Origin of the sequence: Agrobacterium sp. RC10-4-1 (assembly GCF_014138475.1) — a bacterium.
GTDB lineage: Bacteria > Pseudomonadota > Alphaproteobacteria > Rhizobiales > Rhizobiaceae > Agrobacterium > Agrobacterium pusense.
In genome coordinates this window covers 333,749-347,704 of the sequence record NZ_JACJIT010000006.1, presented here as the reverse complement: position 1 = coordinate 347,704, position 13,956 = coordinate 333,749, and the positions used below count along the sequence as shown (strand labels likewise).

Below are 13,956 nucleotides of genomic sequence, written 5' to 3'. Positions count from 1 at the left end.
TTTTTCGGTATTTATGGTGATACCGGTGTCGCGCAACGGCCTCTCCCTCCCATGCCTTTCGGGAATGCGGCTAGCTCTTCGGCTCCGCGCTCCGCCTTTTATAAAGTCTCTTTATTTGTATTACTATTAGAGACAATCGCCTTCTGTCAAGTCGCCTCTGAGGCCACGTCAAGCCAGTTCCGCGAGCGGAAAAATGGGGCTTTCTTTCGTTCAACCCATTGATTCATAGTATTTTATGGCGAAAATTCACCGCAGTTCACCGAAGCCAAATTGCGGAAAGGCTAAAAAATCGCTTTTCAAGAGTATTACTATATGCTCATAGTGATCGCGTCACGCTGACATCATCTCTGGGAGGATTAAGATGAGAAAAGCTCTCGCGACAGTTACTGTCGCCGTTTCGCTGTGCCTTGCATCAAGTGTTTCCGCCAAATCACTTACCGTCGGCTTCTCGCAGATCGGTTCGGAATCCGGCTGGCGCGCGGCTGAAACCACCGTTACCAAACAGCAGGCCGAGAAGCGCGGCGTCACGCTTAAGTTCGCCGACGCGCAACAGAAGCAGGAAAACCAGATCAAGGCCGTTCGCGGCTTTATCGCGCAGGGCGTCGACGCAATCCTGATTGCACCGGTCGTCGCAACGGGCTGGGATGCTGTCCTGAAGGAAGCCAAGGAAGAGAAAATCCCTGTCATCCTGCTCGATCGCCAGATCGAGGCTCCCGATGATCTTTACCTGACCGCAGTTACCTCGGACCAGGTCCACGAAGGCAAGGTTGCCGGTGACTGGCTGGTGAAGGACGTCGGTTCCAAGGATTGCAAGGTGGTGGAATTGCAGGGCACGACCGGCTCCTCGCCCGCCATCAATCGCAAGAAGGGCTTCGAGCAAGCCATCGCTTCACACGCCAATATCAAGATCGTCCGCTCGCAGACGGGTGACTTTACCCGCACCAAGGGTAAGGAAGTGATGGAAAGCTTCATCAAGGCCGAAGGCGGCGGCAAGGACATCTGTGCCGTCTACGCCCACAATGACGACATGGCCGTTGGCGCGATCCAGGCGATCAAGGAAGCCGGTCTCAAGCCCGGAACCGACATCAAGGTCGTGTCGATCGACGCCGTGCCTGACATCTTCAAGGCCATGGCAGCCGGTGAAGCCAACGCCACCGTGGAACTGACGCCCGACATGGCCGGCCCGGCATTCGACGCGCTCGAAGCCTATCTGAAAGACAAGAAGGCTCCGGCGAAGTGGATTCAGACCGAATCCAAGCTCTACACGGCATCTGACGACCCGATGAAGGTCTACGAGGCGAAGAAGGGCCTGGGTTACTAAGCCATTCCTTGCAGAAACGGCGCGGGGATTGCGCCGTCTCTTTCTGTTGAGGAGAGCGAAACCTCTCCGATCCAGTCTGCAGAATGATCTCGTATGGAGCGAGCGCATGCCACTTGTTTCTTCTTCCCCTCCGGGGAGAAGGTCGCGGCAGCGGGATGAGGGGGCAAGCCTGGAGATATCAGGAGAGCTTGCCCCCTCATCCGACCCTTCGGCCCACCTTCTCCCCGGCGGGGAGAAGAAATACGCCGCTCCCTGCCGATTGCTCTACCAAAACCCATTGCAATACGGAAACTGCTCAATGTCCGAAACGGCACCACTTCTGGAAGCACGCGCCATCGGCAAATCCTTTTTGGGGATCACGGCGCTGGATGGCGTCGACTTTTTGCTTGGGCACGGTGAAATCCATGCCCTGCTCGGCGAAAACGGCGCGGGAAAATCGACGCTGATCAAAATCCTGACGGGCGTCTACAGCCGCGGCAGCGGATCAGTCTTTCTGGAAGGCAGCGAAATCTCGCCCGCCAATGTGGGTGAGGCGCAGGCCCTTGGCATCGGCACCGTCTATCAGGAGGTCAACCTTCTCGAAAACCTCACCGTTGCGGAGAACCTCTACCTTGGCCGCCAGCCGCGGCGCTTCGGGCTGATCGACCGCAGCACGATGCAAAAGAATTCGCAGGCGCTGCTTGCCCAGTACGGGCTCTCCATCGACGTCAACGCCCTTCTCTCAAGCTATTCCGTCGCCATCCGTCAGATCATCGCCATCGCCCGCGCCGTCGATCTTTCCGGCAAGGTGCTGGTGCTGGACGAACCGACCGCCAGCCTCGACGCTCATGAGGTTGAAATGCTGTTCGGCGTACTGAAAAAGCTGCGGGCGCGCGGTATCGGTATCGTAATCATCACTCATTTCCTCAATCAGGTCTACGATATCGCCGACCGGGTGACGGTGCTGCGCAACGGCCGGCTTGTCGGCACACGCGAAATCGGCAGCCTGCCGCGTTCCGAGTTGATATCGATGATGCTCGGCCGGGAACTTCAACAGATTACCCATGACCATCAGGCGACCGAAGAAACAATCGCCGAAGGCGAGCCAAGCATTCGCTTCGAAGGTTATGGCAAACGCGGCAGCGTCTCTCCCTTCGATCTCGGGATACGCCCCGGGGAAATCGTCGGCGTGGCAGGGCTTCTCGGCTCCGGCCGGACCGAAACGGCATTCCTGCTCTTCGGCATAGACCGCCCCGACACGGGTAAAGCCACGATCGACGGGCAGGCGGTGACGATCTCTTCTCCCGAGGCGGCGATTGCGGCCGGTTTCGGTTTCTGTCCCGAAGAACGCAAGACGGACGGCATCATTGGTGATTTCTCCGTGACCGACAACATCGCGCTGGCCCTTCAGGCCCGGCAGGGATGGGCGCGGCCGCTGTCGCACCGGCAAAAGGCGGAGCTGGCGGAAGGTTTCATCAAATCCCTTGATATCCGCCCGGCCGACCCCGACCGGCCGATCAAGTTCCTGTCCGGCGGCAACCAGCAGAAGGCCATCCTGGCCCGCTGGCTGGCCACCCATCCCCGGCTTCTGATCCTCGATGAGCCGACACGCGGCATCGATATCGGCGCCCACGCGGAAATTCTCAAAATGATCGAAAAACTCTGCAGCGAGGGCATGTCGCTTGTCGTCATATCCTCCGAACTGGAGGAACTCACCGCCGTGGCGCATCGTGTAGTCGTGCTTTCCGACCGCCGGCATGTCAGCGAGCTGAAAGGCGGCGAAGTGACGGCCGACAATATCATGCGTGCGATCGCAGATGCGGCCAGAACGGAGGCGGCATGATGACGGCAGTCAATCGGCGTCTTAGAAGACTTGCACCGCAGCTTGCTGCGCTTTTCATCATTCTCGCAGCGATTACAATCATTTCGCCCGGCTTCCTCAATGTGTCGTTTCAAAATGGCAGGCTCTATGGCAGTCTGGTGGATATTCTCGTGCGCGCCGCCCCCGTGGCGCTGCTCACCATCGGCATGACGCTGGTCATCGCGACCAAGGGCATCGATCTTTCCATTGGTGCTGTCATCGCCATCTGCGGCGCCGTCGCCGCCACGCTCATCAGCAATGGACATTCCATTCCCGCCGTCATCGCCATTTCGCTTGGCGTGGGAATTGTCTGTGGCCTCTGGAATGGCGTGCTGGTTGCCCTTCTCGACATACAGCCCATCATCGCCACGCTGATCCTCATGGTGGCAGGGCGCGGTATCGCGCAGCTCATCACCGAGGGCGTCATCCTCACGTTCAACAATGACAGCTTTTCCGCGATCGGCTCCGGCGCATTTGCCGGTGTGCCCCTGCCCGTCATCATCTGGATAACGGCCGCGCTCCTGATAGGCTTTCTCGTTCGCAAGAGCGCACTCGGTTTCCTGATCGAAGCGACCGGCATCAATCGCCGCGCAGCGGCTCTTGCCGGTGTAAGGGCGCGCTTTCTGCTGTTCTTCGTCTATGCCGTCTCCGGTCTTTGCGCGGCGATCGCCGGCATGATCGTGACGGCGGATATTCGTGGTGCGGATGCCAACAATGCCGGCCTCTGGCTGGAATTGGACGCCATATTGGCGGTGGTCATCGGCGGCACTTCACTAAATGGTGGCCGCTTCTCCATCACCGCATCGCTGATCGGCGCGCTCATCATCCAGACCATCAATACCGGCATCCTCGTCTCGGGCTTTCCGCCGGAATTCAACCTCATCATAAAGGCCGGCATCATCATGGTGGTGCTGACGCTGCAATCTCCGGCGATCATGGCCGTCCTCGGTTTCGTGAAAGCGCCAAAGCAGCACGCCAAAACCGCCACCAACGGTATGACCAAGGAAGGAACCGCGCGATGATCCACAGCCGCAACCTGCCCTTCCTCACCACGCTGACGATTTTCGTCGTCGCCTATCTTCTTTGCGTGATGCAATATCCGGCGATCTTTTCGACGCGGGTGATCGGAAATCTTCTTACCGACAACGCCTTTCTCGGCATAGCCGCCGTCGGCATGACTTTCGTCATCCTGTCAGGCGGCATCGATCTCTCGATTGGTTCGGTCATTGCCTTCACCAGCGTCTTTGTGGCCGTCCTGGTCGGCACCTATAACATCCATCCGCTGCTTGCCTTCGCCATCGTGCTTTTGATTTCCACGCTGTTTGGCTGCCTCATGGGCGCGATGATCCGCTTTCTCTCCATCCCGCCTTTTGTGGTGACACTCGCGGGGATGTTCCTGGCGCGCGGGGCTGCCTATCTGATCTCCACCCAGTCGGTGCCGATCTCACATCCTTTCATCGATGCGATACAGGGCTTTTATTTCCGCTTTCCAGGCGGCGGCAGGCTGACGGCGCTCGCCATGCTCATGCTTCTCGTCTTCGCCGCCGGCATGCTGATCGCAAGCCGCACCCGCTTCGGTGCCAATGTCTATGCGCTGGGCGGCAATCCGCAATCTGCCGAGCTGATGGGCGTGCCGATCGGGACCACCACCATTGGCATCTATGCACTTTCCGGCTTTCTCTCCGGCCTCGCTGGCATCGTTTATACGCTTTACACCTCGTCAGGTTACTCGCTGGCGACGGTGGGCGTGGAGCTGGACGCGATCGCTGCCGTCGTCATCGGCGGTACACTTCTGACCGGCGGCACGGGATTGGTTGCGGGAACCTTTGTGGGGCTTTTGATCCAGGGCCTGATCCAGACCTACATCGTTTTTGATGGAACCCTGTCCTCCTGGTGGACGAAAATCGTCATCGGCGTGCTGCTTTTCGTGTTCATCGTGTTGCAGCGCGCAATCATCTGGTATTCAAACGGGAGACTGGCCGGACCGCATCCGGCATAACGCAAACGGAGGCTTGCTTGGGGCTGCTCGAAACGACGATTAGCGGGCGAAAACGCCGGAACAGCCACGCGCATGTGGTTTCCGAACTCGGCAGCGCCATCGTCTCGGGCAGGATCGCCGAAGGCTCTCTGCTGCCCAACGATGCGGAGCTCTCCATGCGTTTCGGCGTCTCGCGCACGGTGCTGCGCGAAACCATGAAGACGCTGGCGGCCAAGCGGCTGGTGGAACCGAAGGCGAAGGTGGGTACCCGGGTGCTCGACCGTTCGAGCTGGAATTTCTTTGATCCAGATGTGCTGGGCTGGCGCTGCGAAGCTGGCATCGACCAGGAATTTGTGAAGCACCTGGCTGAAATTCGGCTGGCGCTGGAGCCGGCGGCGGCGGCGGCAGCAGCTCTCCAGGCCTCCAATGAAGACATTGTCTCGCTTTACGTCATCGCCGCAAAATTCGACAATCCGCAGCATACGCCAGAGAGCATCGCCAAGGTGGATCTCGAGTTCCATCTTGCCGTCGCGCATATGTCCGGCAATCCCTTCATGCGTTCGGCAAGCGGGCTGATCGAGGCGGCGCTTGCCATCTCGTTCCAGCTTTCGTCACCGGCCGCCTCGCCCGACACCATCGCCGAGATCGCATCCAACCACCTTCGCATTGTCCACGCCATCGCGGCGCGGGACGCGGATGCGGCGGTGAAGGCCATGCGGCATGTGATCGAAGTGGGCAAGGACCGGACGCAGAAGGCGATCAAGACGGTTTGAAACCCGAAACCGGTCGTAGTGAAGGCGGGCCCACAAGAATGCAGGCCCATTCCTCTCGCCAGGTCCTCAGCCCTGCGATGCCTCTACCTGCGGCACCACGCCGCGCCGCGACGCCATCAGCGAGGCGCCGAGAAGGGCTGCGATGGCCACGAAGACGAACACCATGGTTGCGCCCTGGAGATCGATCAGCAGGCCGCCAAGAACCGCACCGCTGGAAATAGCGATCTGGAATGTCGTAAGCAGCAGCGCACCCGCACTCTCGGCCTCATCCGAGGCAACACGCGTGATGAAACTCTGCACGCTGACGGGCAATGCGCCGAAAGCAAAACCCCAGGAGGCGATGGCAAGGCCCGCAACAACGGGAGATGCGCCGGCAATCACCAGGATGGAAGCCGATGCGGCGATCAGCGTCGCGGCGAAGGTCACCGCCCAAGCCGTGTTCTTTTCGGCAAGGAAACCGCCGAAAAGATTGCCGAAGAAACCGCCGATACCGTAAATCAGCAGAACAAGCGAAATCGCCTCCACGCCAAGCTGCGGCACGTCTTCCAGGAACGGTCGGACATAGGTGAAGCCGGCAAAGTGGCCCGCAACGATAAATAGCGTCGTCAAAAGACCGATCCGGACCTGCGTTCGCTGAAGCAGCCGGAACATGGTGGAAAGGCCGGGGGCACCGGCCGGCGGCAGCGAAGGCACGGTGAGCAATTGCACGGCGAGCGCAATGACGCCGAGCACGCCGGCAACGACGAAGGCCGATCGCCAGCCGAGCGTCGCGCCAATCCACGCGCCCACCGGTGCCGCACACACGGTTGCGACGGAGACCCCGGTAAGGATGATGGCCATGGCGCGTGGCATTTTTTCAATAGGCACGAGCCGCAACGCAAGCGCCGCCGACATGGCCCAGAAGCCGCCAAGACCGATGCCCAGCAGGACGCGCGAGGCAAAGAGCATGAAAAGCCCATTGGCAAAGGCGGCCAGCGTGCTGGAGATGATCAGCAGCGTGGTCAACCCGAGCAGGGTCCAGCGCCGGTCAATGCCGCGTGTGCCGATGACGACACCCGGACCTGCAACCGCCGCGACCAGCGCCGTGACGGTTATGGATTGTCCGGCAATGCCGGAGCTAATGGAGAGATCGGCCGATAGCGGCGTCAGGAGGCTGACGGGCAGGAATTCCGCCGTTACCAGCCCGAAAACGCCGAGCGAAAGTGAAACCACAGCGGCCCATTTCGCATCCGGCTCCTGTCTGCGCGGCGTATATTCCAGTTCGTTTATGGTCCGGCTATTCATGAAAATCTCCTGATGCGCATTCCCGGAACGCGTCGTGAAATGGAAAGGGCAAGGCGAGGAAGCCGGTTGGGAGCCCTGCTTCGACGACTGCAAATCGATGCAAGCAGGCTAGGCGTGACAGCCCGGCGTTTCCATGCTAGAAAATCCGTATTCCTTAACCAATCGTCCGAATATGCGAGATACCATGAACGATGCCCTGACGGAAATGTTGCGTGGCCTTAGGCTTGACGGTGTGGAATATGGCCGCTGCCGCATGGCCACCCCCTGGGCGACGGCTTTTCCCGAACAGGAGGCGGCGCGGTTTCATTTCATCGGCGTGGGGCATGCGAAATTGCAAAAACCCTCGGGTGAATGGCTGGCCCTGACATGTGGCGACGCCGTGCTTCTGCCGCGCGGGCATGCACATGTGCTGGCGAGCGGTGAAAAGGTGGCCCCTTCCCCCTTCGACCGGTTCGGTAAGAAGGAAGTTTGCCAGGGCATTTTCGACATGGAGTGCGCGAGTGCGGGTGGCGATACCGTGGCTTTCACCGCTTCGATGCGTTTCAACATGGATAATCTGCATCCGCTGCTGCAGCTGATGCCTGACGTGATGTTGACCAGCGATCTGGCAAAAAGCGATCCGGCCATTCCGCATCTTCTGGAAGCCATGACGCGGGAGGTCGAGCTGAACCGCGTCGGCGCGGGCGGCATTCTGGCGCGGCTGGCCGATGTGCTGACTGCAACGCTGATCCGTACGTGGGTGGAATATGGCTGCGGCGATTCCAGCGGCTGGCTTGCCGCCGTGCGCAATCCCGAACTCGGCCGCGTGCTCGCCGCCATTCACCTCAATCCCGAAAAGGACTGGAGCGTGGAAGAGCTTGCCTCACTGATGGGCGCATCCCGCTCAAGTTTCGCGGAACGTTTCACCCGCGTGGTAGGAGAAAGCCCCGCGCGTTATGTGGTGCGGGTGCGCATGCATCAGGCGCGGCTGTGGCTGCGAGAGGGCATGCGGGTGACGCTAGCGGCCGAAAAGCTCGGTTACGATTCCGAGGCCTCTTTCAGCCGCGCCTTCAAACGGGTAATCGGCGCACCACCCAGCCAGTTCCGCAGGAAAGATGCAGCAGGGCTGGAGTATGCGGCTTAAGACGCGCCCTCTCGGCGGAAACCTCGGACTCAGTGGAAATTACGGGAAATGACCTTTATCCGCTCCACCGCATCTTCATCATGGGTGGCCGGCGGCGGTCTTTTCCTGATGGCGCGGTGATCCTCCTGTGGCATGCCATGGTGAAACTCGTCACCACGCCCGTGCGGCAGCGGAAACGCGTGGTTGCGCTCGCCCACACTAGCAAGCGCCTGTGACAGATCGGTCAGCCGGTGGGCGACCAGATGCACGACTTCGCCTTCCCTTTGAATCTTGCCATAAATGCCGACCATACCGGCCGACAGCACCACGCGGCGGTATTTTTCGAAAGTTTTGACCCACAGCACCGCATTGGCGATACCCGTCTCGTCCTCCAGCGTCATGAAGATAACGCCTTTTGCCGAGCCGGGACGCTGGCGCACCAGCACCAGCCCGGCCGTTTCCAGCCATGTTCCGTCCCGAACGCGCACCGCCTCCGCACAGGTGACGATGCGGCGACGGGAAAGATCGCGCCGCAGGAAGGTCATGGGATGTTCGCGCAGCGTCAATCCCACATGACCGTAATCCTGCACAACCTCGCCACCGTCAGTCATGGGGCGGAGCATGACGGAGGGTTCCTGAAGCTCCTCGATAACGGCATTTTCCCTGATGGCAGCGGCAGCAAAAAGCGGCAGAGGCTCATCCCGCAAGGCCTTGATGGCCCAGAGCGCCTCGCGTCTGGCAAGGCGAAGCGACGGCAGAAAGGCATCGGCTTCGGCGAGACAGACAAGGGCGGCGGCCGGAACACCCGCCCTTCGCCACAGATCATCCACGGAGACAAAAGGCCTATCCTGCCTGACATTGACTATATCGGCAGCATGATCATTGGAGAGCCCCTTCACCATGCGCATACCCAACCGCACGGCATAACGCTCTTTGCCACTCGCATCTTTCTCTCCCGTGGGTTCCAGCGTGCAATCGAAGCGGCTGTGATTGACGCAGACCGGGCGTACTTCCACGCCATGATCACGCGCATCACGCACGATCTGCGCCGGAGCGTAAAATCCCATCGGCTGCGAGTTGAGAAGGGCAGTACAGAAAATATCGGGATGATGGCATTTCAGCCATGAGGAGGCATAAGCAATCAACGCGAAGGAAGCCGCGTGGCTTTCGGGAAAACCATAACTGCCGAAACCTTCCAGCTGCTTGAAGATGCGCTCGGCGAATTCCTTGTCATACTTGCGCTCCACCATGCCATCGATCAGATCCTGCCTGAACTTGGAGATGGTGCCGACATTCTTGAAGGTTGCCATGGCGCGACGCAGCTGATCCGCCTTACCGGGTGAAAACCCGGCGCATTCGATGGCGACACGCATAGCCTGTTCCTGAAACAGCGGCACGCCCAGCGTTTTGCCCAGTACGCTCCTCAGCTCCTCTTTCGGATAATGCTCATCCTCTTGTTTGTTACGGCGTCGCAAATATGGGTGCACCATATCTCCCTGAATGGGGCCGGGGCGAACAATGGCGACCTGAATGACAAGATCGTAGAATTTTACCGGTTTCAGGCGCGGCAGCATCGACATCTGCGCCCGGCTTTCGATCTGGAAGGTGCCCAGCGTATCGGCCTTCTGGATCATGGCGTAGGTGGGACCGTCGCCCTGTGGCACTGTGGCGAGATCGTATTTCTCTCCTGTCCGTGCCTCCAGCATATCGAAACCGCGTTTCATGCAGGAGAGCATGCCGAGCGCCAGACAATCCATCTTCATGAACTTCATGATATCGATGTCGTCCTTATCCCATTCGATGATCTGCCGTTTGTCCATGGCGGCGGGTTCGATTGGTACCAGCTCGTCCAGCCGGTCATGGGTCAAGACGAAACCGCCCGGATGCTGGCTGTGATGGCGCGGCGTGCCCACCAGCTGGTTAGCCAATTCGAAGGCAAGCTTCAGGCGACGATCCTCCATATTGAGGTTCAGTTCCTTCACCTGCTTTTCACCCACCCCCTCGCTCCAGCGCCAGACCTGCGACGAAAGAAGTTTCGTCAAGTCTTCCGGCAGGCCCAAAACCTTGCCGACGTCGCGTAACGCCCCTCGCCCGCGATAACGGGTGACGACCGAACAAAGCGCCGCCTTGTCATGGCCATAGGTTTTATAAACCCACTGAATGACCTCCTCACGCCGCTGATGTTCGAAATCCACGTCGATATCAGGCGGTTCGCGCCGTTCTTCCGAAACGAAACGCTCGAACAGAAGGTCGACCGTCATAGGATCGATGGCGGTGATGCCGAGCACGTAACACACCACCGAATTGGCCGCCGAGCCGCGTCCCTGACAGAGAATATCCTCCCCCCGGGCAAATTGGACGATAGCATTCACCGTCAGGAAATAAGGGGCGTATTCCAACCTGCCGATTAGGCCAAGCTCGTGGTGCAGCGCCTTTTCCACCTTTTCAGGGGCGCCATGCGGATAACGTTTCGGCACCGCTTCCCAGACCATCTTCTCCAGCGCCTGTTGCGCCGTCAGCCCCGGCAGGCTACGCTCCTCGGGATATTGATAGACCAGTTCCTTCAGTGAAAACTTGCAGCGCTTCGTAATTTCGAGACTGCGGGCCAGCGCCTCGGGGTAACGGGCAAACAGCCGGTGCATCTCCTGCGGCGGCTTCATATAACGATCGGCATGGCGCTCGCGGCGAAAACCGGCCTCGTCGATGGTGCAATTGTGACGGATGCAGGTGACGACATCCTGCAACATGCGCCGTTCGGGCACATGAAACAGCACATCATTGGTTACCACGATCGGTACACCAGCCGCGTCGGCCATAGCTGAGAGTTCGAAAAGCCGCATCTGATCATTGGGACGCCTCCTGAGACTGAGCGCCATATAGGCCCTGTCCGCAAAAGCGGCTTTCAGCCGCCGCAGGCGGAGCGCGCAGAGATCATCGGCCAGATCGGCGAGCAGCACCACGATCAGCCCTTCGCCATAGGTGACGAGATCGTCCCATGTCAGCCTGCACTTGCCCTTGCCGCCCCTTTTTTTGCCCACGGAAAGCAGCCGGCAAAGCCTGCCGTAAGCGGGGCGATCCATGGGATACACAAGTACGGATAGATCGTCATCCAGATCGAGCCGGCAGCCGATGACAAGGCGGATGCCATGACTATTGGCTGCTTCATAAGCGCGGGGAATGCCTGCAAGGCTGTTGCGATCGACAATGCCCAGCGCCTCGATGCCGAGAATTTTTGCCTGTTCGAATAATTCGTCGCAGGAGCTCGCTCCGCGCAGAAAGGAAAAATGCGTGGTTACCTGAAGCTCGGCATAACGCGGCGTATTCATGCGAAGACCCCGTGGATGAACCAGCCCTGCGATCCCGTCTCAGCATGTTCGCCGTCACCGGAGCGGAAAATCCAGAAACGTTCGCCGCTTTCATTTTCCACCGTAAAATAATCGCGCACGGCGGCCTTTTCCCGGTCACGCTTCCACCATTCACCGAACACCCGTTCCGGCCCGTCGGCACGGCGCACATTGTGGCGTATGCCTTTCCAGATGAAATAACGCGGCGGATGGTCCGGGAGAAGCGCCATTGTCTCAACGGGTTCAGGTGTTGCAAGCAGTCTGACCGGGCGTGGCCAGTGGCCGGGCCAGCCGAGCGTATCCTCAGTGGCAAGTGCCGCAATGCGGGCAACGGAGCGTTCCGGCACGTCGCTCGCCACCGCTGCATAACGATAGACCCTGTGGCCGCGATTGAGGATGACATCGACCGTATCGGCGATGTCCGCACGCCCTTCTTCCAGAAGCGAGGATCTGGCCTGCACGGCGACAAGCGGTTCGGCATGGGTGGCGGTGAGCACCATCATCTCTATGCCGAAGCCGGGATCGATGGTGTCGATACGGTCAGTCAGAAGCCGGACAAGTTGCTTGACATCGCGCACCGGTCTTGATGTGCCCGCCCTGATCGCCTGCAGGCCGCTATCCACACGGTGCAGCACCAGATCGACCCGGCGGGCGCCGAGACCACGCCTTTCCAGCGCGGCGCAAAGCCCCGTGACCAGCTTTTGTGTATAACGGGCAATCGTTTCCGCCGCTGCGATCGGCTCTGGAAAGGCGCGCCGCACCTCCACCAGTTCGGCCACGCGCACCGGCTCTATGGGTTCGCCGATCTCTCCGAAAGCCTGCGCCAGACGACGGACGACTTCCGGGCCGAAGCGCAAGGTGAGCGGCGCGCGCGGGGCTTCGGCAAGCTCACCGATGCTGCGAAAGCCGAGCACCTTCAACCCGGAAACGATGCGATCCTCCAGCCTCAGCGCGGCAAGCGGCAAGCTGCTGATCGCCACCCGTTGCCCACCCGGCGGTATGATGCTGATCTGCTCGCGGCCGAAACGCGCCAGTGCATGGGCCGCACCCCAGCTATCGGCAATGGCGGCGCGGGCGGCGAAGCCTGCGGCATGCAGGCGGTTGACCATGCCGCTCAGCATCAGCATCTCATTGCCGTGCAGATGATCCGCGCCCGCCGTGTCCAGCACCAGCCCGTCCGGCGCATCGGCGGCGACGATGGGGGCATAAATGCGCAGGAAATGAAAGGCCAGCTGCTCAAGGGCGCGGGCATCTCCAACCGCATCCAGATCTTCCACGAGAAGGCCGGGCACCAGCGCCTGCGCCTTGCTGACCGGCGTGCCAGGCCGGATGCCCGCCGCCTTCGCGGCCTTGTCGAGCGCCAGCGCCAGCCGGCGGCTGCCCTGGCGGCCGATCATGACCAGCGGCTTTTCAACCGGCGGCGCGTTCTGTCCCGACAGACGCCGGAATCGATCCGTCGGCCATGTCGGCAGGTAGAGCGAGACGACCCTTTGCATCACAGGCTTCCACTTCAAATTCGGCGCTTTCGCCGCCGCGACATCGCAAAAGCTCAAGAAACCAGCGGGACCTGCCCACCCCCGGCACCGGCAGGGGTGACGAGGGCCGCACGGAAATACGCCAGCGGGTGACGGCCGCCGTCGGTTCGCCGAACAGCGCCGCATCGGCCGGACGCCGGAAGCGGCGGATGGCAATGCCGGTCACGCCGGAAGTTTCCGCCGCCAGTTGCAGCCGCCGCGAAGCGTTCATCGGCAGTTTCGCCACTTCGCCCATCACCGCGCCGAAACCATTGCAGCGCAAGCCCTCCTCGAAACAGTCAAGCACGCCTTTCTCATCACGGCATTCAACGATGATGAGCCGGTTCTGCGACAGGCCAGCCTGTGTCAGCCCCGGCATGAACAGATCCTGCCGGGTGACGCACCATAAAACCTTGCCGGCAATCCTTGCTGCCACCCCGGCCGCAAAGAGAGCGGCCGCCGCACCATCGGCAGCACCATTGCCGCCGCCGCTCAGCTCATGCAGGCAGCCGAGCTTCAGCCCGCCTCCCGGCAGGTGATGGTCGATGGCATCCACGCCGAAAGGCAAGGTCTCGTGCAGCCGCTCAGGGCCGCCACCGATCCTTTCCAGCCTTTCACGCAGCTCTTCGACAACGAGCAACTGATCCGCGCGCTTTTGCATGGCATGACAGGTTTCAATTCCGGTTATTAATCTTTATTGTTCTTGTTTTGTTCCTATTTCTGCAAAGAGTCAAGCAACAGGTTGGTGCTCTTCACCAGTTTGTACGGGAAGAGAGGATTCTGGCCTTGCGGCTATCTGT

10 protein-coding genes are annotated in these 13,956 nt (G+C 60.3%); 6 read left to right on the top strand and 4 right to left on the bottom strand.

Features of this window, described 5'->3' with window-relative positions:
* Nucleotides 1-361: 361 nt before the first annotated feature.
* The 5 genes from ytfQ to FHW77_RS18600 all read left to right on the top strand — a co-directional run bounded on the left by ytfQ (nucleotide 362) and on the right by FHW77_RS18600 (nucleotide 5,912).
* On the top strand, nucleotides 362-1,321 hold the full coding sequence (gene ytfQ / locus FHW77_RS18620; protein WP_004438884.1) for a galactofuranose ABC transporter, galactofuranose-binding protein YtfQ: 960 nt from the start codon (nucleotides 362-364) through the stop codon (nucleotides 1,319-1,321).
* Nucleotides 1,322-1,619: 298 nt separating this feature from the next.
* Entirely contained in the window at nucleotides 1,620-3,143 is a 1,524-nt protein-coding gene (locus FHW77_RS18615) for a sugar ABC transporter ATP-binding protein (RefSeq protein WP_044459901.1), read from the top strand.
* Nucleotides 3,143-4,183 (top strand): ABC transporter permease, encoded by a 1,041-nt coding sequence (locus FHW77_RS18610; RefSeq protein WP_161794454.1) that lies wholly within the window; start codon nucleotides 3,143-3,145, stop codon nucleotides 4,181-4,183. The genes FHW77_RS18615 and FHW77_RS18610 overlap by 1 nt, the downstream gene beginning before the upstream one ends.
* Nucleotides 4,180-5,160: a galactofuranose ABC transporter, permease protein YjfF gene (yjfF, locus tag FHW77_RS18605; protein WP_044459900.1), complete on the top strand. Its 981-nt coding sequence runs from the start codon at nucleotides 4,180-4,182 to the stop codon at nucleotides 5,158-5,160. Before FHW77_RS18610 ends, yjfF begins: the two co-directional genes overlap by 4 nt.
* A gap of 17 nt (nucleotides 5,161-5,177) precedes the next feature.
* Nucleotides 5,178-5,912 (top strand): FadR/GntR family transcriptional regulator, encoded by a 735-nt coding sequence (locus tag FHW77_RS18600; RefSeq protein ID WP_004438874.1) that lies wholly within the window; start codon nucleotides 5,178-5,180, stop codon nucleotides 5,910-5,912.
* A 66-nt stretch (nucleotides 5,913-5,978) separates the two neighbouring features.
* Here the strand turns inward: FHW77_RS18600 and FHW77_RS18595 are convergent, their stop codons facing one another.
* Nucleotides 5,979-7,196: an MFS transporter gene (locus FHW77_RS18595; RefSeq protein WP_004438869.1), complete on the bottom strand. Its 1,218-nt coding sequence runs from the start codon at nucleotides 7,194-7,196 to the stop codon at nucleotides 5,979-5,981.
* 184 nt (nucleotides 7,197-7,380) lie between these two features.
* On the opposite strand from FHW77_RS18595, the gene FHW77_RS18590 reads away from it, so the two are divergent.
* Nucleotides 7,381-8,319 (top strand): AraC family transcriptional regulator, encoded by a 939-nt coding sequence (locus tag FHW77_RS18590; protein WP_044459899.1) that lies wholly within the window; start codon nucleotides 7,381-7,383, stop codon nucleotides 8,317-8,319.
* Nucleotides 8,320-8,348: 29 nt separating this feature from the next.
* Here FHW77_RS18590 and FHW77_RS18585 read toward each other — a convergent pair whose 3' ends face one another.
* From FHW77_RS18585 to FHW77_RS18575, 3 genes are read right to left on the bottom strand one after another with little or no spacing between them, the layout of a single operon-like run.
* Entirely contained in the window at nucleotides 8,349-11,624 is a 3,276-nt protein-coding gene (locus tag FHW77_RS18585) for an error-prone DNA polymerase (protein WP_044459898.1), read from the bottom strand.
* A complete protein-coding gene (locus FHW77_RS18580) occupies nucleotides 11,621-13,138 on the bottom strand; it encodes a Y-family DNA polymerase (protein ID WP_044459897.1) in 1,518 nt (505 codons plus the stop codon). The genes FHW77_RS18585 and FHW77_RS18580 overlap by 4 nt, the downstream gene beginning before the upstream one ends.
* The gene (locus tag FHW77_RS18575) at nucleotides 13,053-13,817 is read right to left on the bottom strand and encodes an ImuA family protein (RefSeq protein ID WP_044459896.1); all 765 of its coding nucleotides are present in this window, start codon (nucleotides 13,815-13,817) and stop codon (nucleotides 13,053-13,055) included. The genes FHW77_RS18580 and FHW77_RS18575 overlap by 86 nt, the downstream gene beginning before the upstream one ends.
* Between the last annotated feature and the right edge of the window lie 139 nt (nucleotides 13,818-13,956).